The sequence below is a fragment of the Emticicia sp. SJ17W-69 genome, assembly GCF_051209875.1.
Taxonomy (GTDB): domain Bacteria; phylum Bacteroidota; class Bacteroidia; order Cytophagales; family Spirosomataceae; genus Emticicia.
This window is the reverse complement of sequence record NZ_JBNTQY010000005.1, coordinates 17,329-42,488: the sequence shown is the minus strand read 5'-3', so window position 1 is coordinate 42,488 and position 25,160 is coordinate 17,329. Positions and strand designations below refer to the sequence as shown.

10 protein-coding genes are annotated in these 25,160 nt (G+C 32.8%); all 10 read left to right on the top strand.

The annotated features are described in order from the left end of the window. Nucleotides 1-475 precede the first annotated feature (475 nt). The 10 genes from ACQUQZ_RS25200 to ACQUQZ_RS25155 all read left to right on the top strand — a co-directional run bounded on the left by ACQUQZ_RS25200 (nucleotide 476) and on the right by ACQUQZ_RS25155 (nucleotide 25,147). Nucleotides 476-1,666 carry a hypothetical protein gene (locus ACQUQZ_RS25200; protein ID WP_435357996.1) on the top strand — a complete coding sequence of 397 codons (1,191 nt, stop codon included), beginning with the start codon at nucleotides 476-478 and terminating at the stop codon, nucleotides 1,664-1,666. Between the two features lie 19 nt (nucleotides 1,667-1,685). Then, nucleotides 1,686-6,938, top strand: a complete 5,253-nt coding sequence (locus ACQUQZ_RS25195) for a SprB repeat-containing protein (RefSeq protein WP_435357995.1) — start codon at nucleotides 1,686-1,688, stop codon at nucleotides 6,936-6,938. Between the two features lie 48 nt (nucleotides 6,939-6,986). Then, the gene (locus ACQUQZ_RS25190) at nucleotides 6,987-8,786 is read left to right on the top strand and encodes a hypothetical protein (RefSeq protein WP_435357994.1); all 1,800 of its coding nucleotides are present in this window, start codon (nucleotides 6,987-6,989) and stop codon (nucleotides 8,784-8,786) included. Between the two features lie 73 nt (nucleotides 8,787-8,859). Continuing rightward, on the top strand, nucleotides 8,860-15,357 hold the full coding sequence (locus ACQUQZ_RS25185) for a fibronectin type III domain-containing protein (protein ID WP_435357993.1): 6,498 nt from the start codon (nucleotides 8,860-8,862) through the stop codon (nucleotides 15,355-15,357). Continuing rightward, on the top strand, nucleotides 15,354-16,205 hold the full coding sequence (locus ACQUQZ_RS25180; protein ID WP_435357992.1) for a lysozyme inhibitor LprI family protein: 852 nt from the start codon (nucleotides 15,354-15,356) through the stop codon (nucleotides 16,203-16,205). The genes ACQUQZ_RS25185 and ACQUQZ_RS25180 overlap by 4 nt, the downstream gene beginning before the upstream one ends. Nucleotides 16,206-16,308: 103 nt before the next feature. Next, complete coding sequence (locus ACQUQZ_RS25175) at nucleotides 16,309-21,012, top strand: glycoside hydrolase family 19 protein (RefSeq protein WP_435357991.1); 4,704 nt, start codon at nucleotides 16,309-16,311, stop codon at nucleotides 21,010-21,012. Between the two features lie 4 nt (nucleotides 21,013-21,016). Further along, complete coding sequence (locus ACQUQZ_RS25170; protein WP_435357990.1) at nucleotides 21,017-21,829, top strand: hypothetical protein; 813 nt, start codon at nucleotides 21,017-21,019, stop codon at nucleotides 21,827-21,829. A gap of 12 nt (nucleotides 21,830-21,841) precedes the next feature. Beyond that, on the top strand, nucleotides 21,842-23,005 hold the full coding sequence (locus ACQUQZ_RS25165; RefSeq protein WP_435357989.1) for a hypothetical protein: 1,164 nt from the start codon (nucleotides 21,842-21,844) through the stop codon (nucleotides 23,003-23,005). Nucleotides 23,006-23,015: 10 nt separating this feature from the next. After that, nucleotides 23,016-24,176, top strand: a complete 1,161-nt coding sequence (locus ACQUQZ_RS25160; RefSeq protein ID WP_435357988.1) for a hypothetical protein — start codon at nucleotides 23,016-23,018, stop codon at nucleotides 24,174-24,176. 14 nt (nucleotides 24,177-24,190) lie between these two features. Beyond that, on the top strand, nucleotides 24,191-25,147 hold the full coding sequence (locus ACQUQZ_RS25155; protein WP_435357987.1) for a tetratricopeptide repeat protein: 957 nt from the start codon (nucleotides 24,191-24,193) through the stop codon (nucleotides 25,145-25,147). The last annotated feature ends 13 nt before the right edge of the window (nucleotides 25,148-25,160 follow it).

The following is a 25,160-nucleotide window of genomic DNA, read 5'->3' as shown; positions in this document are numbered from 1 at the left end:
AAAAGTGCAAGGAAAAGTAAATTAGTATCTCAAGCACCAGAAGGTTGAAATTAGTACTTATCAGGTAAAAGCAAAATAAAATTTAAGTTATAATCTATTCTTTATAATAACCTTGTTTATAACAGTCATACTTTCTGCCATTGTGTTTCAAACCACACTTTCTAAGCAATTGTAATTACCCTTTCTATTTTTTCAAAACATCAACCTTACCAAATAGTAAAAAATATCTACACTTATGTGAATATTGATATGAAAAAACTTGAATTTTAACTATATAATTTTAAAATTACATCGTCTAAAAGCTCAAGTTTTGCTAAAGATTTCAATAATTCACATAATACGAAAATGTAGTTTGTTTGATAAACAAACATACTTACTGTTTCTCTAAATTCCCCAAAAAATATTACACATTTCCGAAAAAAATATTTTTCGGTTTGTATCATTTTTATGGCGTTTAGTATAATTTAAATTCCACATGAAAAATATTTACATACTTTGCTGCCTATTTTTAATAATTGCTTGTGAAACCGAGAGATTACCAAGTAATCCACCACAAATACTTCTATTTGATTTTAATGGAATCAAACCTGTATCCATAGACATTAATCATGTCACCAAAACTATCAGTATTATTCTGCCTTATCAAACATCATTAAGTACATTAGTTCCTCAAATTGAAACTGAAACAGGTACTACTATCATTCCAGCTTCAGGAATTGCTCAGAATTTTGATAAGGAGGTTTATTATACGCTAACAAAAGATAAGCAAAAGGTAATTTATACTATCAAAGTAAGTCTTTGCAATCAACCCAAGCCTTCAATTTCTGAAGTTAAATCTGACAGTACTGAGGCAGGTTTTGATTTTGAGGTTATTGGAAAAAACTTTGGCAAGTTTTCTTTAGATATACAGGCATTTTTGATAGATAATACAGGAAAAGAAACACTTTTAAAGCATCAGTTAATTGATTCAACACAAATTCGGCTTACAACCTCTATCGAACAAGAGAAAGGCTGGTATCAGGTTAAACTAAAGGTAAAAAATCAAGAAACAATAAGCACTTCAAAAATTTGGATAACTTATCCAGCCCCACAGCTTACCTCCTTAGAAAAAATCAATTTACTCAATAGCGACACATTATGGCTCAAAGGAAAGTATTTAGATCAAAATATTTATCAATATCAATTGTTTTTAAGCAAGACAGACAAATCTTATTTTATTGACCTTTCAGCATTCAACAATAATAAATTCGGCTTTATTTTATCTAAGGATGTTACTATTGGAAAATATGTAGTCCAAATATACAATAAGACACTCAAACAATTTAGTCGAGAAGAAAATTTTCAGTTAGAAATATATAACTCTTATCAACCCTTCATTAAAGAAATCTTTAATCTAAAGGAAGCCTACAAGCCGAACGAAAAAGTAGTATTTAAAACGCTCAATTTTGATAAACTTGAAATACGATTTTTTCAAGTTTCATTACAAGGAAATAATAAAACCTATCTTCAAAATGGAATTTATGATATTTCAAAACAAACATTAAGTATTGAATTACCCAATAATATACAAGCCGGGAATTACAGTGTCAGTCTTTCATTAATATCATCCAACAACAAAACCAATTATTCTTTCAATACTGATTTACAGCTGACGGTAAAAGATTGAATATAAACTCACACAATTTATGTATTTACGACTGCTAACTTTTGTACTACTTGTAGGTCAAAGCTTGGGTGCTTTAGCACAAAATAAGCTTTACCTTCCAAATATCAAATATACTGCTACAGGTATAACGGCTTTTAATCAGGTCTGTTATCAAGCCAATGGTATTCAGTTTTGGGTCAATAATACCCAATGGATAAAAGATGTGGATTATTTTGAAGAATTTTCTGCTTTTGGGATTTCTAAAATTAATTTCCCTTTTGGTAAACTCAAACCTGGTGATACTTTTGAAGTCAGAGATGCTTGTGGAAGTATGGCCGCTTCAAGAGTTGTAGAAGATGACTATGTATATGTTGAAGTACCCAACGGAAATAGCTATTCGGGGAATGGCATTGGCTCAACAGACGAATCTGCTCCCTATGGGCGTTTGTCGAGTCAAGTATCTGTTGGCAAGTGTGAAGGCGTTTCCATCAATGCACATGGACTACATAAATATTTTATTAATCTCGGAACCAGTACATTTGGAACTTCTTATATAACAGGTAAATTTTTAATCAATGGTAGTCCTTTAAATAGTGGTATTGTTGGAGCAGATTTGAATGGTTCAAGTGATCCTATTACTTATACTATCAATAGCGATGGTTCAATTACCTATAATGGAGGTGTTACATTTTCCAGTTATGCCAATTTTTCGGGAAGAAGTCCTTTTAGTTTAGAATATCAGCACAATGGCGTTTTGCCCTTTGATGTACAAGAGGTAACAATAGGAGCTATCGGCTTTCGAATGTTAAATAATAATACGGTCAATGTCAAAGAACATACCTATTCTGGCACAATTGAAAGTACTATTACTGGTTCATTTGCATCGTCAATTTTTAAAATTACTTATGATGGAGCCTATTTTAAATTTTACATCGACAATGTTTTAAGAAAAACTGTAGCTCGCTCAGTTATTTATACGAGTTCCAGTGGTGGCATTTCCAATGGTAGTATCTTGCCTTATGGTACTGGGGTAACTTGGCAACCCAGTAATTCGGGGAGTCAATGGGTTGGGGTGATTGTGGATGGGGTTTTAAATACTCGACAACAATTCTATGTAAGCGAAGATTTATCTATCAGTGAGAGCGTAATCAATGTTGCGTGTAATGGCAATAGTACAGGACGTATAACCATTGACGCTACTGGGGGAAAAGCTCCATTTAACTATTCAAAAGATGGATGGACATTTCAAAATAGTAATGTATTTGATGGACTAAGTGCTGGTAATTATAATATTAAGGTACGAGATGCATCAGGTTGTGAAACAAGCAAAAATATTTCCGTTTCAGAAAACCCACCCTTGAGTTTTTCAACCAATAATAAAAATAACGCCAATTGTTTAGGTGAAAGCAATGGTGCTATTACATTCAATGCTTCAGGAGGTATTGGTACTTTTCAATATGCTATCAACAATAACAATTATCAAACTTCAAACAGTTTTCTCAATTTAGGAGCAAGTGATTATACTTTTTGGGTAAAAGATGGAGCCGGCTGTACCAAAACTTTGAATGAAACCATTGGTACAAACAGTATTATTGTTGCAACTATTGGCAGTCAACAAAATGTGTCATGCTTCGGTGGAAATGATGGTTCAGTGAGTCTTTCAACAACGGGTTCCGTTCCCTCAGGTACTTTACAATATTCTTTAAATAGTATTAACTATCAAACTTCTTCCGCTTTTAGCAATTTACACTCAAATAATTATACTATCAATATAAAAGATAATATTTGCTCTACTAATGTAAATGTTAGCATTAGCCAAGCAAGTCCACTAAATGCTGATGCGACCATTACGAAGCATGTATCCTGTTTTGGTGGAAGTAATGGCGAAATAATCGTTTCGTCACAAGGAGGCACATCGCCATATCAATACTCTGCTGATGGTATTTCCTATATGAGCTCTGCCACTTTTAGCTCGCTTCCAATCGGAAATTATAAGTTCTGGGTAAAAGATAGCAAAGGATGTATTAAGGAGACTACTATTTATACTATTAGCCAACCGACACAACTTACTCATTCAGTAGCAGCTAAAATTGATGTACTGTGCTTTAATGGTAATAATGGAGAGGTAACATTAGCAGCAACAGGTGGATTAACACCTTATAGCTATTCATTAGATGGCAGCAATTTTCAGACAAGTAATTCATTCTCAGGACTTACGGCAGGTGAAAAGACTTTTATTGTCAAAGATGCTAATGCTTGTTTAAAAACAGTAGCTACAAGCATTTTACAGCCAACAGCTTTTAGTATTACTGCTATTCATCAAAATTTAGTTTGTAATCAAGATAATACAGGTTTCGTACAATTGGCCGGTACAGGGGGTATTTTACCTTATGTTTACAATAAAAATGGAGAAACTTTTCAATCAAGTGATACTTTTGGTTCGCTTGCTGCAGGCGAATATGTGTTTTCTGCTAAAGATGCTCATAATTGTTCTTTTATATTAAATAGCATTACGCTTACTCAACCTAGTCCAATAGTAATTACTCATACAAAAAAGTTAGACGTAGATTGTGAATATTACCAAAAAGGAGAATTGAATTTTAGTGCCAGCGGTAGCAATAGTGGTTTCAATTTTACTTTGAATGGAACAAATCTGTCTTTATCACCTATTGTAGCAATTACAAGAAGTGATGGGGTTTTTAAAGATTTACCAGTAGGAAATTATACCATAACTGCAACAGACCAAAGGGGTTGTAGTAAAGATTACACTGCTTCCATCGTTCCAAAAAACAGCTCGATCCGTTTTACTCTTGACAAAGAATTACCCACTTCATGTCTGAGTAATGATGGAAAAGTGATAGTTACAGGGGTTTCGGGTGGTAGGCCTAACTATTCTTATCGAATCAGTTCTCAAACAAATTTTACGAGCAATAATACATTTGGCGATTTGAGCAATGGTAATTATATTATTACGGTTGCTGACGAATTATGTTCTTACAACCAAACAATCGACTTACGCTTACCCAATAGCCTTAATGCTGATTATAAAATCACCCCTCTGAATTGTGAAACCCCAAATGCTAATGTATTAATAGATCCTATTTCTGGAGGTAATGGAACTTCGATGAATGGCAATTATGAACTTAATCTTTATGGTAGTTTTTCCAATAATAGAGACTTTACAAATTTAAAACCAAACTCTTATACCGTATTAATCAAAGATTCTCCTTTTTCTTGTCAAACAGCTATTAGTTTTGAAGTAAAAGAGCAAAATAGAGCCGATTTGAAAGTCAATTTTTTGCAAAACATTTCTTGCTTTGAAGGAAGTGATGGCATTATTCAAGTAAAAGGCGATAATAATGTTGGGCCTTTTACCTATTCATTTCAAAACCAAAGCAATTTTTCATCAAATCCTCAATTTGGTGATTTATCAATCGGCACTTATAAAATATATGCTCAAAATGCGATGGGTTGTCGAGATACAATCAGAGTAACGTTGACCCAACCCACCAAAATAGAATGGAATGTAACAACTCGAAACAACGATTGTTTTGGTGACCAAACAGGTGAAATTTCATTTTTTAGCACTGGTGGAACTCCTCCATACAAATACTCAATTAGCGAAAATTTTATTGAATCATCGACTTTCAAACAATTATCGGCTGGAAAATATATCTCAAGAATCAAAGACAGTAAACAATGTGAGTTTTCCAAAGAGGTAGAATTAATACAACCACCTGAGTTGAAACTCAAACCTATTTATCAAGATACGATTCGTTGTTTTGGAGAAAACAATGGTTCTATTTACATCGAAGCTACTGGTGGAACCCCGTCTTATGTTTATTCCATCAATAATGGTGGAATCTATGTTGATACGCCCATTTTTAAAGATTTAAGAGAAGGAACATATCCTTTTTTTGTAAAAGATAGCAAACAATGCCTTAAAAAGACTGAATTAACGATTACTGAACCAGATGCATTAAAATTGAGTTTAGTCAGTCAAACCAACCCATTGTGTGCTGGAGAAAAAAATGGTAAGATTGAAATAGTTGCTAAAGGAGGAAATAATGGTGGCTATAATTATGTGAGGGATAATGTCATCAAGCAAAGCACAGGCATATTTGAGGGACTTTCTGAGGGTACATACACCTTCAAAGTGAGTGATAGAAAAGGTTGTAATGATACTATTAGTAGCGTCAAATTAACTTGGCCTAAGCCTTTGCGTTCTGTTATTGAAAAAATTACCACGCCAAGCTGTATGGGTGATGCCAATGGACAAATCTCCGTCTCATTGGATGGAGGCATTCTACCTTATAAAGCCTATTTTAATGAACCAAATTCTACCCAAAAACTGATAGAAAACAATCAGGTAACTTTTAGTGAATTGATTTCAGGGGTTTATCAAGTTCGTCTTGCTGATGCCAATGGTTGCATGATTCAAACTACTGTGAAAGTACCTGTACCAGAATCACTTAATCCAATTGTATTTACAGCTCTTCCCAAGGATGTTTGTAAAGGGCAGCAAGTGGTATTGAATGCCAATAATTCCAAACGAATCATACAGTGGTATTTGGATGACATTGCTATTCCTGACACAAAAATAGTTTCGAATGAAATGCAGTTTTCAAAAGATTATCAAGAATTAACAACCTCCAAAGTCGGAAAATATACTGTTTCAGCTAAGAATTTGACAGGTTGCGAAGTGAAAGGTAGCTATGATTTGGTTAATAACGACAAAGCGTTGATAGCTGATTTCTTATTACCCGTTCAAGTTTTTGTAGGCGATGAAGTCGTAGCAATGGATATCACCAAACCCATTCCCGATAGAGTCATTTGGACGCTCCCTGAAGTGGCTGATAAAATGGAAGAAAATATCAAACGTATTCGATTTACCATGGTAAATGAAGGCAAATATGTGGTGCAAATGCAAGCATTTTTGGGAGACTGTATTACCATTGTTAAACACGATATTGAGGTATTCAAACCAGAAGATATTGATAAAACTGATCCTAAATTAGGTTATGATAAAACTCAACTCATTAATAAAGTAAGCGTTTCACCCAATCCTAATTATGGAAAATTCGCAGTTACGGCTGATTTGTTTCGTGCAAAACCTATTGAAGTAAGTATTGTTAGAGCTTCTTCTGGACAAACGGTGTATAGTACAACTTTCCCTGAGGCTAAGAAACAGCACATTTTTGATTTAGATCTAAAAGTAAAGACCGACAATTATTTATTAATCATAAAGACCGAAGACTCTATTAATCAAACAAGAATTGCCATTATTGATTAAAACCACAACAGATATTCTATAAAAATCCACAAAAGGGAGGCGTACACTATGAAAAGGAGATTTATCTTGCTAAATATTCTTATTCTTTTGGTCTTTGGCTTTAGAGAAAGTCATGCTCAAGACTTAAAGAATTTTAAACTCAAAAATCTTTTTGATAGAGGAATCAAAGTGAGTGGTGGTGTAACTGCTAACCAAACTTATTATAATGCTTGGGGTATAGCTGACAGGCAAGTGCCAATCAATTTTTTATACAGTGGAAATCTGACTTTAGATATTTTGGGTAAAATCAAAATGCCTGTTCTGTTTAGTTTTTCTAACCAGAATATTACTTTTACGCATCCATTTAATAGTAATTATCGCTTTGCCCAACCTTTCAATCGTTTGGTGTTGAAGCCAACTTATAAAAGTTTTACACTACATATTGGCACTTGTGCCTTGAATTTCTCGCCTTATACCTTAGCCGCACACCGATATGATGGCATCGGCTTAGAATATAAACCAAAGAAAGGTGCTTTTTATGGCAGTTTCATGTTGGGTAACTTGAAAAAAGCTACTCGTATTGATACAACATTTACAATTCGCAACGCCCAACCTTCTTTCAAAAGGTTGGGCGTTGGTATCATGCTTGGCATTAGAAAAAAACAAGACGCTGCTGAACTTATTATTTTTACTGCTAAAGACCAGCTTAATTCTTTACCTTATTCGCTTGATGCTCAAAGTATTTTCCCACAAGCCAATGTAGCGAGTTCATTGAAATTAAAAAAGAGCTTTGGCAATAAAATCATCTTTCAATCTGAAATAGCTATTTCTGGTATGACAACAGATACAAGGGCAAATGAAGGTTCGAGAAGGCATACTTTCTTTAATTCTTATGCTGGTTTGTTAAAGATCAATTCATCCACCACTTACAGCAAAGCTCTACGTTTAGGTTTTGATTACAAGGGAAAAGGGTTTACAAGTGGACTTGAATACAACCGAGTTGACCCAGAGTACCGTACTTTAGGAGCTTACTACTTTTGCAATAACCTTGAAAATATTACTACTAAAATATCCACACAACTTCAAAAAGGAAAAATATCCATCAATGGTAACCTTGGCTTGCAAAGAGATAATTTAGATAAAAAGCGATTACAAACTTTGAGTAGATTTGTTGGAATGGCTAATATAGCTTTACAACCTTCCGAAAAATTAACATTGAATTTTTCTTATTCTAACTTTTTAAGCTATTCAAATTTGCGTTCAAGTTTTGAATATTTGACTCAAATAACTCCTTATGATGCCTTAGATACTTTGAATTTTCGACAAATTAATCAAAATATAACAGCTATGATGAACTTTACCTTGCCTTCGACTTCACAAGATATTAGCAAGAATTTAGCTGTTAATTTGATTTACCAAAATGGAAATGATCAACAAGGTTCGCTGAATAGTGACTCAAAATTATATAACATTTCGGCCAATTATGGACATAATATCAAAAGTCAAAAACTAAATTTAGCTGGAGCTTTGAATCTCAGTAAAAATGAAGTACAAGGGTTAAATGATTTAATGTGGGGTCCATCGCTGACAATTACGAAAGGATTTGCTAATGAATTAACGACTATGTTGGGCCTGATGTACAGTAATTCGTTGTCACAAAAGAAAGTTACAAACAATATACTCAGTGGAAGATTAGGTCTTAATTATGCGATCAAAAAGAAGCACCAATTGACACTAAATGTCATTTATTTAGACAAACAGAGTTTAGCGATTGAACGGCGTCAACCATCATTTAGTGAGTTGACTATTACACTTGGCTATGCATATAGATTTGCGGTAAAACTCCCAAGCCACTCTAAAAAAGAATAAAATAACATGTCTAAAAAATATTGAACTATTAATAAGTAAAGTGTGAAATAATGTATTAGAAAACACATTTATTATGACTATCCACCAAATTATAAAATTCAATAAAGTAAAGGTATTTCCAGTTTATATCTTGTTTTTACTTTTAAATTCAAACTTTGGATGTGTATTTGCACAAAACTATCCAGTTACGTGTACACCTATCGTTAAGCCAAGCTTCTCTTTGAAATGGTCGGAGATTAGTACCAGTTCTGAGATGTTTAAGGTACATTTATTGCTCAAAGATTTGACTAAACCTTCGGTTGATGTCTATCTTAAAATTCGTCTATCAGGTGTTGGTGTTTACATTCGTACAGTTGATGGGTTTATTCCAAGTCAAACTATTCACTTAAATCCAGGTAGTGCAACCTTGCTTACTTCGGCAGACTTGGCCGAATATTTTAATATTTCCAACTTGGTTGTAGATGGCATTGACATAAGTGCTTTGTATGCAGGTGGAAGATTACCCGAAGGACTTTATACTTGGACTGTTGAAGCCTATGAAATTGACAGAAATCGGCAAGTCTCCAATACAGGAATGGCTTTGATGAATGTTTTCAAAAATTATCCGCCCATCATCAATATTCCACAAGAAGGAGCTATTCTTCCTGTTACAAATCCTCAAAATATCTTATTTTCTTGGACAAGTCGAAGCACAGCTTCATTCAATGCTGCTCAAGGAAAAACTTATAAACTCCGTATTTATCCATTAAATGCTGGCGAAGACCCAAATATGGTAGCCAATAGTGGCATTCAACCTATTGAAATAACTACCACAACTCCTTATTTCAACTATGGAGCAGCAAATATCGCCTTAGAAAAAGGTAAACGTTATGTGGTTCAAGTACAGGAATCAGACATAAACGGTTTTGATGATTATGAAAATGAAGGCAAAAGCCAAGTCGTGAGTTTTAGTTTTGGACAGCCTTGTTTAGCTCCCGAAGGTTTGATTATTAATCCGATTGAAAAAGGTAGAGTAGAACTCACTTGGGAGCAAAATGATGAAACATCGACAACAGTTTGGTACAAACAAAGCCAAAGTAATATTTGGAATAATTTAACAGTTGATGGAAAAAGTACGGTTATTTCTAATTTGAAAGACAAAACTGCTTATGAATTTAAAGTTAGCTCTAGTTGTGGTGTCAATACCAATGCTTTTGGTGGTTTAGATAATAGCAATCCTGTCATTGGCAGCCCAAGTTCTGACCCAATTGAATTTACTATCAATGATTCGATATTTGATGAAGAAATAAAAGAATTAGACCCAGCCATTCTTGATCCATTCAGCATCAAAGTTGAATTATTGAGCGATGGAACTTCAATTAAACCCAAGAGTGTAGCAGATATATTTGAAAAAATAATTAAACCTAAATGTGCCAATAATGCCAGTTCTTATGAAGAATGTAGCCCAACTCACCCAACAGTCCCGATTCCTGAAGGTGATGATTTAGAATCACTTGCTGTTGGCGATGTATTAGGCATTTATGATTATGCCGTTTTGATAACAGAAGTGGAAGATGGAAATGCTTTTTCGGGTAAAGGCTTAGTGAAACTTCCTTTCCTGGATGGTGCTTTTATGGCAGTTGAGTTTTCAGGAGTAAAGATTAAAAAGGGAGAAGAAGGTACGCATGGTGGTTGTGTTTATCAAGTTCCTGACACGGGTTATTTCCGTAATCGAAATATTAGTCAAAGTGAACTGCAAAATGAACAAATCAAAACCATTGCCGACATCATCAAGTTGACCGACCCAACGATATTTCATGGAGATTTGGAAGCTACTTTGCTCAAATACAAAGAAAAAGGTGAGCAAATAGCTACAAAAGGAACAGCCACACCACAAGAAAAGCAAGATTTATTGACTTATACCAAAGGCATAGAAACAGCCATCAGCACTTGGAAAGAGAAATTTGCCGAAACGTTTGCTGAAGAAAGTAATCCAAAAATATTAGAAATAATGGAAGATATGAAAGCCATTATTAGCCAACTTGATAATGACAAGCAAACCACAGAAAAAGGAACTACTTACCCAATTATACCTAATTTGAAGGAAAAGATTGATGCAATAATTGAGAAAATCAAGGCATTACAGGAAGAGCTAAAGCCTAAGCTACCGAAAATACAAAATGTTTTAGCATCGAATATCAGTTATAATGATGCCACTATCACCTGGCAAGACGACCCCCATTTTACGAAATATGTAATAAGCTACAAAACTGCTGACAGTGGTGAGTTGATTGAAACAATTACATCAAATCGTTTATCACTTAAAAAATTACACGAAAATAGTGTATATGGGTTTAAGATTGAAGGGTATATAGGAGATAAAGTGGTGGATGTTTATCATAATGGAACATTTACTACTTTACAAAATAAGCTACCAATGCCCGAAAATGTAAAGCAAGTAAAAGTAAATGACAATACTTTGACTTTAACGTGGGATAAAAACAAATTACATGATAGCTATAAGGTAGTTTATAAAGATAAAAAAGGTATTATAAGCGTTGTTTTTCCTAAATCTAATACCGTAACCTTAAAGGATTTAGTGCCTGATGAAAATTACGAGTATAGCATTGTTGCTGTGGGTAATAATACTGAAAGCGACCCAGCCAAAGGAGATTTTACAAGTAGTATATGTCGTGGATTAATTGAACCTACGGCTATGAGAATTGTAGAAGGTACAACTGCAACCCTTACAGCATCACCATCATGTATTAATATAGTTAGTTGGGGAGAAGGAATGCCTATTACTAACCAAAGAAGCATAACTGTAACACCCAATGAAACAACTACTTATGAGTTAAATTGTACCATAGAATTTAAGAATGGAGAAACAAAAGTTTGTAATGATAAAGTACAAATAACAGTTGATAAAAAATGTTCTGATGTTGTGGCAAGAGCTACCACTTATGAAATTATACAAGGCGAAGAAGTCGGTTTAATCGTAAAAGGTTGTAGCAGTGATGTTATTTGGAAAGATGAAAAATGGGCTTCTGTAAACACTAATAAAATTTGGTTAAATACCCCCACAAGCTCACAAACGTATGCGGTATATTGTAAAAATAGTAGCGGTGAAGCATGTGCTTTTCAACTCCCTAAAATTAATGTAAAATGTGAGTTGAAGCTTATTCAAAATGATTTAGATGCAAATGTTAGTGGTTTTGGGACACCAAGTGGCTCTGTAATGGTTACAGCTTTAGGCTGCTCTTATGGTAAATTAGATTGGTTTTTTGATGGAGATTACCAAATAATAGGGCAAGCCATATCACCAAATCAGTATAAAATAAGTAACATTAAGAGAGATAGAGAAGCAAAAATTAAAGCAATATGCACTTTATCAGACAAAAGTTGTCCTTCGGATGAGCTTATTATTTCAAGACCAAATGTCGTATGTGGAGAATATGCCAATACTAATCCACACACACTTTCAGTGCTAAATAATACTATTCAAATTTCGTCGAATACTCCCGGCTACCCCTATGTAAAATCTATCAAATGGCTTGGTGATAATACAGAAAGTATTCTTAAAGATGGACGTTATTACAAGACTTTTTCACTCCCTACAAAAACTACAATCTTTGAAGGTATGACCATTGTACAAGGCTCGTCAGGATTAGGTCTAAATCAGTCTGTTCGAGAATGTCCATTTACGATTTCATATATACCTAAAATAGAAGATAAAAGCAAAACGCCTACCATTCCACCTACCGATTGTACCCCATTTGAAATAATAGTAAACCCAAATGCATCAAGCATAGTGAGAGGTACTGAAATAACATTAAGTACCAAAGGTTGTGATGATGGCAAAAACTTTGGAACAGTTACTTGGACACAAACACTTGGAGTGGGCGGAAAAGTCAAGCCATTAGAAAATACTACTTATGAAGCTACTTGTGTATTTGCAGGGGAAACCATCATTGTAAAAAAAGAAATAAAGGTAACTGACCCTATATTTACAGTTTCCCCAATTGCAAAATCTATTATATTGGGAGAATCTGTAACTTTAACAGCTTTAAATTGTACTAATGGCGAAGCCGCTGGTATAGTAAAGTGGGATAATGGCAGTCAAGGTACTAATATTTCTGTTATACCAATCAAAGAAGGAGCTACTGCCTATACTGCCACCTGTTTCATTAATAATATACAGTATCAAAAACCTATTGGAGTAGTCATTACCGCTACAAAACCTGTTACTAATTATTTACCACCACACCCTTGTGATTTTTCTGTAACGACCAATCAACCATCATATATAGCAAATGTTAATGCCACAATAAATGTTGTGGGATGTGCTGGGTGGGTTAAATGGCAATCTGATGATAATCCGAATTTATGGGGGCAAACTGCACCACCGGCAAATAATGTTAGTTTTACTGTTCCAACAGGAAATATATCAAACTCATATACTGTGCAATGTGGAGACATCAAAGGAAATCCTGCCTATTGTAAAGCAAAAGTTTGGATTTGGGTAAACATAACGCAATCTGTTTCTGTCAATCTTACACCACCTATATTTAATATTCCTCAAACTTTAACAAAGGAAGATTGTTCAATATACGGTTCAAACAAAAATGTTGTCTTTGGTATTCCAACTAATGCTCCTGATGGAAATATACCAATTAATAATAGTAACAATAAATTTGCTGTGTGGGCAATAGGAGGACCTGAAAATTGGAGTACAGGTAAAAAACCGAATGAAATAGCAATCTTAGATAAAGTATGTATTAGCAATGGAAATACATTAACGTGGTATGAAAACGAAGCTCGAACAATTAGAACTCAAGCCCTTTCTTCAACTGGTGCAGGATTTGCTTTGTTTGTACCAACTCCTGATAAAAATAAAACTTACTGGGGATTATGTACTAAAAAGGATGGCAGCTACTGTAAAATAAGTGTTACAATTGACCCAAACAAAATATACAGTCCAAATTCTATCATAAATATTGAAGATAATATTAATAATGAGCGACTTGCAACAGCAGAGGATAATGTCGAAAGCACCAATGCCAATTGCGGAGGCTTTATTACGACTGAGAAAGCCATAGGTGATATTCTCAAAAATCTAATTTGTGACAATGGTAAATTGGTAATGGAAGCCCCAATAACCAAAGAAAAAGTAGAAAGTATAAAAAAAACAATTCTTGAAAATCCTATTTTTGAAGGTATAAACCTACCAGCCATTTCTGATGCTTTGATTTTGGAGATTGCATCAGATAAAGACAAATGTAAGACAGCCATTGATGGTTTGGTAAAAGATGTAGAAGGTACTTCTTTAAAGGAAGATTTTAATACATTAGCTACTGACCCTGATTTGATTGATAATGTTGTTGAGAGTTTAGATGAAATATACCCTGATTTAAGAAAAATTAAATTAAATGAGAATGGGAATTGTTGGTCTATTGGAGTGATAATAAGTGCTTTGAAATTAGAGATATTAGGGCAAACAAATATACAATTATACGATTTGCCAGAAAAATGTTTACAAACACAGGAAGATGATGTTCAAGCAGGAACCCCTTCAAGTTCAATTAATTTAGGTAAAGTTTCTTTATCTATGTCTAAAGATTTTTTGGATAAAGGTACGATTATAGAAACTGCTTTAAAGATAGAGTTAGATGCTATTAGTGAAAAAAAAATAAATATTTCATTAAACAATATCAATGTATTTGTTTTTGATTTTGAAAGTGCAGAAAAAGCAAATAAAATGTTAGACTGGATAGGAGTTAATAAAAGTAATGAATCAACGCCGTATAAATATGAAAGTGGTAGAGAATATGGTTGGTTATCTGCCTCTGAAGAATCAAAAAATCCATGTGATATTGGGTATGATGAATCTGGTGGTTGTAGTTATGGCAAACATCAAATGGCAGTTAAAACAGGAAAATTGAATGAATTTATTGAGTGGTTAGAAAAAAACTATAAGGATAAACTCAAAAATGAATATAGTGGATTTACAGAAGCTATCATTAATGAAGCAAAAAATATTAACTCTAAAAAGGGATGTTCAACTTGTGAATTAACTCAAGAATTTCAGAAGGTTTGTAATAACATGAGTTTTATTGGTTTGGCTCATGAATTTATCTCAGAAAAGAATTATAAACCTACCTATAATAAAATAATGAACATGTTTGGTGAGTTAAATCTTTTTAAGAATTTAGATTCAAACGATGAAGAAGCTTTAAAGGAGATGTGTTATTCATTAGGGGTACAACATGGTGGTGCATTTAGAATTTTTATGATGGCATTATTTAAGGACTATACAGAATGCTCTGAAATCCAAATTTTAAATGTTAAAGACTCTGATTGTTCTCCAAGTTTATCGGATTTTCCTAAATTAAATCCATCAGAAACTCAAAAAACAACAATGAAGCAAACTGCAAGTAATATTTCTATGCAAGAATATGTTAAACGTGTTTATGCAGCAAGAAAATTATATGTAAAAGCCAATAGAGGCACTATTAAGGATTGGGAAAATATTATAAAAATTAGGTATAAAAAAGAAGAAAATTCTATAGAAAAAACTATTTATAACAAATGAAAAATATTATTTTTTTAGTGTTTAGCATATCTTTATCATGTCTGGCACAGACAAAGCAAAAACCTGTTTTGCAGTATACTCCCATTGAAATTTCTTATAAGAATGGAAGTTTGCCATATAAAAAAAAGGCGAACTATTTTACTATTATGAATTATACTCTTGTAAATCCATTAATAGCCAGACAGTTTTATGACAAATCTCAAGATGAGTTTTCAAAATTAAATACTACAATTTCATTTTCGAGAGATGTTTGCCATTCAATGGTCGAAAAATATGTATCAAACAAAACAGACAGTAATTATAGTGGCATGTTTTATAATTCTTTTTCAAATCAAAATTTTTCAGGAACTCAATTATCAAAAGAAATTTACAGTATTAGTTTTGAGAATGAACAGATATACTATAGATGCGTTTGTATTCCAACAAGCTATCTTTCATTAAAGAAGGATTATAAAGAAGGTCTTTCAGAGTTTAACTTACCTGGCGGATATGTCTTAGAATCTAAAGAAATGAATAAATTAATAATTAATAGGCTTGATAGTTTGGATTTGAATGAAGTCCCCTTTTATAATCTTTATCCATTTGACATTTCTCCTTCATTCGATTGTTCAAGGGCGAGAAGTTTAGCTGAAAAGGTCATTTGTAGAGATGTAGAGCTTTCAAATTTAGATAGAGATTTAATGTATATTTATAAGAAGTTAGTATTATTAAAAGGGGAGAAATTTAGAGAAGAGCAAAGATTGTGGATTGAAAATAGAGATAAAGCTATTGAAAAAAAGACCCATAGTGAATCCATTAAGTTTTTAAGAGAATTGTACTCAAACCGAATCCAAGAGCTAAAGTTATAATATCCCAATTTTAGTAAGATAAGATATTGGTATTATCAAATCAGATGGCTCAATTACATGGCAAGATGGAGAAATTGGCAATCTAACCTCAGATAAAAAAACTTTGACAGTAACACCTTCACAAAATACAAGCTACATGGCAGTATGTGAAGTTAGTGACGGCATAGAAACTAAATCTTGCACAAGCACTACTTCCATTATCGTACAAGCAGCAGCATGTAAAGACTTTGTTATTAATCCGTCTGCAACGAGTATCGAAGAAGGCTATCCTTTAACATTAAAGGCTAATGGTTGTAGTGGCAATTTTTCATGGAATAATGGATTGGGTATTGAAAATACTATCACTATCCGACCAACTGAAACATCAACATTTACTGCCACATGTACCACAAATGAAGGAACATGTTTTGCAAGTACAACAGTCAATGTAAAAAAAGATGCAAATTGTGGTTGTGGAGATATTTACTTAAAAGATGTTTCTAAATATTCTTGTGGGTTTCTCAATTTAGTTAATTGTGAAAGTTATCTCTTTGCAATTGATTGCCAACAGAATAAAAATCCTACAATACAATGGTCATATACAGGTGATGCCGATAAATACCCAAGTAGTCAAGGTAATTTATATAGAATAGATAATATTGATGGTGCTATTACCGTTTTAGCAAATTTCTCAGATGGAGTAAATCCCTGTCAAAAATCAATGATTATGACAAGTAAGAAAAGTGCTTGTGATTTTAGTATTACTCAAAAACTTGAAGTGGATGGGAGCATAACACTAACACAAGTTGGGTGTAGTGCAGGAAATACAGTAAAATGGGACGATGGCAGTGGGGGAATAAAAGGTAAATTAACTCAACAACCAAGTATCAGTGTTCCGCCTGTAGATAAAAACTATACTGCCATTTGTGGGAAAAACTCCTGTGTTGCCAAAACCTATGTCCAAAATCCTGTTCTTTTGGGGCTACTTGTTACATCAAATGACCTTTCAGGAAAACCAAAATCGCATGATGAAAAAATATTGAATCTCGGCGAAACGGAATATCCTGTCAAAATGGAAGCACTCTATTGTAGTGGAAGTGTAACATGGACAAGTTCACCGACCGCCGAGTTAAATATTCAAGGAAATAATATAGAAATCACAACACCGCCGACACAAACCACCACATATATAGCCACATGTGTAAGCGAAAATAAAATAGTTGTTCAACAAAATGTCACACTGAATATATCAAGTAAGAATTGTTTTGCCATTGAAGCTCCTGCTAGTATTGAAATGGGAGAAGAAGCAATCCTGACAGTTACAGAAAATTCAGTGTGTATAGGTGAAGTAACATGGTTTGAAGGAACCGAGCAAATAGATGAAGCTTTTGAAACGTATGTAACCCCTTCACAAACTACCACTTATACGGCCAAATGTAGTAACCCGCAATATGCAGAGTCGGTCACAATAAAAGTAAAACCTTGTACTTTGGCAATTACTACTTCAGCACCTGATGGGGCAACGAGCATCAAAATGGGAGAAACAATTACTCTTTCTACAGATGGTTGTTCAGCAGGGATGATTACCTGGAAAGGAGGCGAAGCTGATGGAGAAGAAGGAAACGAAATAACAGTAAGACCTTTTGAAAAAACAACTTATACCGCCACCTGTGATATTGTAGAAGGTTGTAGCCAAAGCATTACAATTGATGTAAAAGTAGATTTACCACCTACACTTCCTTGTGAAGACTTTAAACTATTATCAGATAAAACGGTGGGCAATATTGGAGATAAAATAACTTTAACTGCTAATGGCTGTACTGGTGGTACAATGACTTGGCCAAGCAATAGTACCAATATTACCACAAATACAGCAAAAGTAATAATTACTACTTGCGGAGAGAACACTTACTCAGCCACTTGTCAAAAAGGTGGGCTAACAGGAACTGCCCAAGTAAAAGTAAATGGAAAACTTAATTTTACGGTTGAGCCTGCTACTGCTTCGATAGCTGTTAATTCAACAAAACCAGCAATTCTCACAGTAAAAGGCTGTGTTGGTGAAAATATTATATGGCATGGCCCAGAAAATGATGGACAAACTTCTATCACGAATAAAGTCTTAAAAGCAGGGATTTATACTGCTACTTGTAACGTGTCTAATTGTGAGCCAATCACTCAGCAAGCTACTGTAACAATGACTTGTCCAGATTTTGTATTAAGTGCTTCGCCTGCTTTTATCAAACCTAACACAAGCGAATCTGTTACATTTACAGCAAAAGGATGTAATGGAGGAGAAATAATTTGGTGGGATAATACAACTACTGCCAGTATGAGTAAAACCGTCAATAATATTACACCGCCCAAAACATATAAAGCAAGATGCTCATTTTGCCCAGAGAAGGAGGTATCAGTGACGGTTTCTGAAAATATTCCACCAAACCCTGATGTTTGTAAATCTTTTCAAGCAATAGCTTCTTCGACTAATTTTATTGATGGTGATGCCCCAATTACACTAAAAACTATTGGATATGCTTGCCCAGGGACTATCAAGTGGTCGGATGGCCAAGTAGGTAATGAAATACAGATTACCCCTACTGCCAATATTACCTATCGAGCTACTTGTACTGCTGAGAGTGCTTCATGTCCATCTCAACCTGTAAGTATAAATTTCATCAAATGTGATGCGATTGTTGCTTATGCTATGCCTTCATATAGTAGTTCTGCCACCATTGTGGTAAGCAATTGTTATGGAAATATTACTTGGAATGGAAATCCAGTAGATAGAAGTATTTTCGAGATAGAGATACCGACCTCTTATCAAGGAACGGTTGCTTGTGATAGACCGAAATGTAGTAAGAATGTGACCATCACAAAACAAGAATGTCCTACGCTCAAATGGGTAAATGACAATACTTATCCAACTTGTAAAATAGTCAATGGTCTAACGCACTATTATTATAAATATACCATTCAAAATGCTTGTCAATACTACAAAATAGTAGATTTACTGCATGAAGACATTGATTTGAAAGATACCCAAGGCAATCGCCCAATTATTGAATTTGCAAGTGTAGGTGAAATTCCATCTATGCTTATTGTTCGATGCTTTGAAGACCAAACACTAAAAAAAGAAGTGTGTCGTTCAGACTTGGATAAAACTGAGTTTCTGCCTGATATTCCTAATGATTGTATTTCAAGTAGCGTAGTTAATGCGAATAATGCCAATAGTAGAGCTGCCAATAATATTACAAGCAGTGTCGGTTTCTGTGACACCCCTATACCCATGAGTACGGCAGCAACAGGATATTTGGCAAAGCTTTGTGAAAAAATAGGCAATATGAAAGATGAAAATGGCAATAGTTTCCTCAAAAACAATGATGGAACGATGAGTGAAGCCAATGCTCAACAAATGATTACATTGGTAGAGCAAGCCCTCAAAAATAGTGGCAATAGTGAACTCAGTAATTTTACTCGACCACTTGACCAAACTGCTATATTGGAAGCCTTACAAGCAGGAAATTGTACAGGTTTTGGTGCTGAAATGGCAAAAGGTTATACAAACACCATTACAGCAGGAGGATATAACACCAATATCTTGAATACATTTGAAGCAACACAACGAACAGCACTAAAGGCATTATACCAATTACCCGATGCCATCAGAGCAATTTTAGCTCGCATTAGACAAGGGAATATTGATAAAAAAGAAAGTGTTAGTATTAGTGATATTATAAATAATTATGAAATTGCTTTTGGTATGATAAAAGTTACGGAAGGTAAAATGGATTATTACGGTAAGTTAGTTCTATCTGATGGAATAACTACAGTTACAGATATACATCTTAGATTTAGTGATAATATTGTAAAAGTAAACCAAGTACCCCTACCATCTGCAATAGATATTGGTTTAAAAGACAGAACAGAAGCACCTAATACTATTGTTTATGGCGTAGAGTTGTCTTCTTCTAATTATATAAGCATTGCCGATAAAAATCCTGATGAGCTTGTAGGCTTAAAACAGTATTTAAATGGCACTGGGGATAAAGAAATAATTACTTTAGAACAATTGGTAACAATCTTTCCAAGTGCAAAAAAACACGATAGAGAGAAATATTTACCATATATAAATAAATATTTTAACAAACTTGATATCAATACTTGTAGGAGAATTTCTCATTTCTTTTCACAAGTAGAAGGAGAAGTACTACAATTTCGTTATAATGTTGAGCAATTAAATAGTTATGTTAAAAGCACTGAAACAATCGAAAAGTCTGTTTTTTGTATAAATAGAACAAGTTCCGAATCAAGAAAATATGCATGCAATAATCCAAGTGAATTTGTAAATAATCCTCATAAATTTGCAAATTATGTCTATGGATACATGCTTGGAAATGGTGTTCCAAGTGATGGAGATGATATTAATGGAAATGGCTGGAAATATAGGGGTCGTGGAGCTCATCAACTTACAGGTAAATATAATTATAATGAATTCAATAATGTGATACCCAAATATTTGCCAGATAGAAAAACAATCAATAATGATAATATTGACGTTCTTTCAAATCCAGATTTAGTTGGAACTGACCCTGAATTGTATATTCTTTCAGCAATTTGGCATTGGGATTCAAAAAATGCTAATTCAGTTGCTGACGAAATAAATTGTACTAACCCCTGTGATGATATTAAATCTCCAAAATCATGTAAAAAAGAATGCCCAGATTCCGAGTGTATTGTTGCTGTCACACGTAAGGTTAATGGGGGATGTAATGGTTTAAAAGATAGAGTAAAAAGTTTTAAAAGAATAAAAACTGCAACAAAATGTAATTAAAAACATGAAAAACCTACTCATATTTAGCTTATTATTTTTCGTTTCCCTGATTTCGTCTGCTCAAGTATTAAAGGTTACTGACGAAAAAAAATATAAGAGTATCGTCTTTGATATAAAAAAGAAAATAAAACTTAAAAATATAATTGACACCCTTTCTTCTGATTTTGACAATGATGGAATGAAAGATTATGCGTTTATCACTGATTCAGAAGGTGAAATCAACAAGAGAGATACTATTTATCGAGGTAATTTTATAATTTATTTATCATCAAAAAAACACTTTTATAATTATAATCATTTAATGCCTTGTTACGATTGTAATTATATCGTGTTTGAAAGACAAAATGTATTAGAGAATAAGATTAAAGATAACCCCTTAACTTTTTTCTATATAGAGAAAGAAGATAGAAGTAGCGTTTATTTCTATTACCTCTTTGCGTTCGATAAAAAAAGTAACAGATTCCGATTAAATAAAAAACTTAGGATTATTGATGAATGCTTATCTGAAGAAGAAAATTTTATAAATAAGAAAAAAAATCTCTATTTAGAAGATATTGATTTAAATCATGATATGAATGACGAGCATCCTTGGTATTTAGATGTACCAAGTAAAGACTGTTCAAACAATGATGAAGCAAAAATTATAGTAACAAAATCAACTATTTATTCTATTCCTAATAAACCCTCCAAAATGTATCTTCTAAAAAATGATGAAGTAGAAATATTAGAAGAAAAAGACGAATGGCTAAAAATAAGATTTTATGGCAAAAAGATTATCGAAGGTTGGATAAAGAAAAGTGATGTAGAGATGAATTGAAAATATAAAAAAATGAAAATAACTATTCAAGTATTGATTTTGTTTGTAGCTATACAGTGGAGTATTTATGCCCAAAATAAAAAAACACTGAATCTTAACGGAAGAATAGAGCCAATAGAGTTAGTAGATTCTACAAAATTTAATCCGTTTGGTTTTTGGAGATGCTTTGCTTATGAAGAATATACTGAAGATTGTAATAAGGAAAAAACAAAGAATACAGCGTATGATTTAGAGTTTAATAAATACTCTAGAGGTTCAGTCTCCTATTTCTCAAAAGAAAGAGTAATTGGTTTTGGCAATAAACCTATAATGTCACCAACATATAATCCCAAATTTATACTTGGAAAACAGGATTTTAGTAAAATGTCTTGCCGAGAAGGACAAGATGCTTTATTAAAAACAGATGGAGATTTTTTTAGGAGATTTGGTAAGTTATGTGGTTTATATGTTGGTTGCATGAACATAACAGATTCATCATATGAATCTGTTCCTGCTGACTTATATGTTGTTAACAACAACCTCCTTATGAGTTGGCGTACAGCTACTGTTGTTACTTATTATGAAAGAGTATTAAATAAGGCAGATGTTTACTGTGGTTATAGAAAAAACAGTGAGGAATATAATGTTGTCAGAGAAGGATATATCTGTGATTTTTTGGAGTTTGAATATCCTGCATACAGTAATAATGCTTTCATGGAAATTATATTAGAGGGTAATTGGGAATTAAACAAGTTTACGTTAAAAAATGAAAATGGGTATTTCTGTCAAGACAAAACTCAACATTGGAAAGGAGCAGAAATATTAATTGAAAAAGGAAAAGTTGTTAAGAGAGGAGTAATAATTAAAAATAAAACAATACAAATACCGCTGAATATCTTGATAACAAAACAATTAGAATATTCAATTGAAAACCGAGGAGTAGATTACAAAAAATCTCCGAGTAATGTTATAAAGTTTAAAATTATTGATCCTTTAAAACAAACTAAACAAGCAACCATAAAGGTAGATAAAGCTTCTATTTCGAGTGAATTACCTTTTAAATCCTCGAACGCTTATTTAGTGAAAAATGATACTGTTACAATTCTTGAAGATGTACAAAATTGGTATAGAATAGAATTTCAAGGCTCTAAAAAAACTATTGGTTGGATAATGAAAAGTGATGTCGAAATGCATTGAAAATAAAAAAATGAGAAAGCTTATTCAACTATTGATTTTTATAATTGCAATACAAAAGAGTATTTATGCCCAAAATAAAAGAACACTGAATCTTAGTGGTAGAATAGAATCCATAGAGTTAATAGATTCTACAAAATTTAATCCTTATGGCTTTTGGAGGGCTTTTGCTTATGAAGAATATGAAGAAGACTGTAATAAACCTAAGCTAAAAGATACGGAATTTGCCTTAGATTTTAATAAATATTCATTAGGTTCTATTACGCATTTTTCAAGAGAACGAGTAATTGGATTCGGTGATACACCGATTCGTTCACCAATATATAACCCTAAATATGTACTTAATAAAGAGAATTTAAAAAAAATGGCTTGCCGAGAAGGCGAAGAGTCTTTATTAAAAACAGATGGGGATTTTTTTAGAAGATTTGATAAATTATATGGTTTACACATCGGTTGTTTTAATATGGCTGATTCATTTGATGAAAATGATCCATCTGATTTATATATTTTAAACAATAATCTTCTTATGAGTACTCGTACAATGAATGTTGTAGTTTACTATGAAAGGATATTGAATGAAGAAGTTTACTGTGGTTATAGAAAAAACAATGAAGGATATAATGTAGTCAGAGAAGAATATATCTGTGATTTTTTGGAGTTTGAATATCCTAAATACAGTAATAATGCCTTCATGGAAATTATATTAGAAGGTAGTTGGGAGTTAAACAAGTTTACGTTAAAAAATGAAAATGGGTATTTCTGTGAAGATAAAACGCAACAATGGAAAGGAGCAGAAGTATTAATTGAAAAAGGAAAAATTATTAAGAAAGGAGTAATAATTAAAGATAAAACAATACAAATACCACTGAATATCTTGACAACAAAACAATTAAAATATTCAATTGAAAACCGAGGAGTAGATTATAAAAAATCTCCAAGTAATGCTATTAAGTTTAAAATTATTGACCCTTTAAAACAAACCAAGCAAAGAACGATTAAGGTAGATAGAACTTCTATTTCAAGTATGTTACCCTTTAAAGACTCGAATGCTTACTTAGTGAAAAATGACAGTGTTAAAATTCTTGAAGATGTACAAAATTGGTATAGAATAGAATTTCAAGGCACAAAAAAAACTATTGGTTGGATAAGGAAAAGTGATGTAGAAATGAATTGAAAAACAATGTAATTATGAAAGCATTTATCATTTCTGGTTTATTTTTAGTAACATATTTGAATACTATCGCACAATCACCTTTTATTCTTATAAAAAAAGAAGGTAAGTTAGATAGTATAGTTATTCCTCATATAGATGACTATTTTGTTTCTGGGAAAAGAATAATGTTAAAAATTCATGAAAATGGGTTATTAGATTCTTTTAAAAAGTTAGGAACATTCGTAAAGTATATAAATGGCTCAGAAATGTTTTTTTCACTCAATGGATTTAATTCCATTTTTAAACAAAATTGCAGAACCGTTTCAACTGATTTTTTTAGTCTTGTATATGGTTTTAATCACGGCTCTTTTACTTATTATCGCGAATTTGAATTTATTTATAAACACGATTCCTTAACTAAAAAATGGTTTTTAAGATACATTCGAGAACTCGAAATACATAGAGATGGAATATGGCATGAAGAAGGTGGTAATAATATTACAGATAATGGGCAGTATGAAATAAAAACATGGCGAGAGCCATCTAATAAAAAAATAGATTTTTTTTCTGAAAAAGATATTGATTTTAAAGCTACAAAAAAAATTGCATTTATTCCAATATCGGACTTTATAAAGAAAATAAAAAAGGAGTTCCAACAAAACCATAATGGATATTTTAAAAATACATTTTCCAAAGAGTATATGGATATGTTAATTTATCTATATCAAGATATTCCAAATTCAATAGAGTTTTACAATAATTTAGGGTATTATCTCGCAGAGTTTAAGCTTTATAATGAAGCGATATACATTTTAGAAAAAGTAATAATATTTGATAAATTTAGAACTGTAGCTTATCTAAATTTAGGCGATGCTTATTGGGAGATAAAAGATTTTGCTAAAGCCAAGCAAATGTATGAAGCATATAAGCTACAAATGATACAAATACGTAAAGAAAATAAGATTCCTGAAAGAGTTTTGAAAAGATTATAAATCAATATTTAGA

What these genes read in the sequence shown, in the direction of transcription:
- ACQUQZ_RS25200 (WP_435357996.1), top strand. Translation starts at nt 476, where the DNA reads ATGAAAAATATTTACATACTTTGCTGCCTATTTTTAATAATTGCTTGT.
- ACQUQZ_RS25195 (WP_435357995.1), top strand. Translation starts at nt 1,686, where the DNA reads ATGTATTTACGACTGCTAACTTTTGTACTACTTGTAGGTCAAAGCTTG.
- ACQUQZ_RS25190 (WP_435357994.1), top strand. Translation starts at nt 6,987, where the DNA reads ATGAAAAGGAGATTTATCTTGCTAAATATTCTTATTCTTTTGGTCTTT.
- ACQUQZ_RS25185 (WP_435357993.1), top strand. Translation starts at nt 8,860, where the DNA reads ATGACTATCCACCAAATTATAAAATTCAATAAAGTAAAGGTATTTCCA.
- ACQUQZ_RS25180 (WP_435357992.1), top strand. Translation starts at nt 15,354, where the DNA reads ATGAAAAATATTATTTTTTTAGTGTTTAGCATATCTTTATCATGTCTG.
- ACQUQZ_RS25170 (WP_435357990.1), top strand. Translation starts at nt 21,017, where the DNA reads ATGAAAAACCTACTCATATTTAGCTTATTATTTTTCGTTTCCCTGATT.
- ACQUQZ_RS25165 (WP_435357989.1), top strand. Translation starts at nt 21,842, where the DNA reads ATGAAAATAACTATTCAAGTATTGATTTTGTTTGTAGCTATACAGTGG.
- ACQUQZ_RS25160 (WP_435357988.1), top strand. Translation starts at nt 23,016, where the DNA reads ATGAGAAAGCTTATTCAACTATTGATTTTTATAATTGCAATACAAAAG.
- ACQUQZ_RS25155 (WP_435357987.1), top strand. Translation starts at nt 24,191, where the DNA reads ATGAAAGCATTTATCATTTCTGGTTTATTTTTAGTAACATATTTGAAT.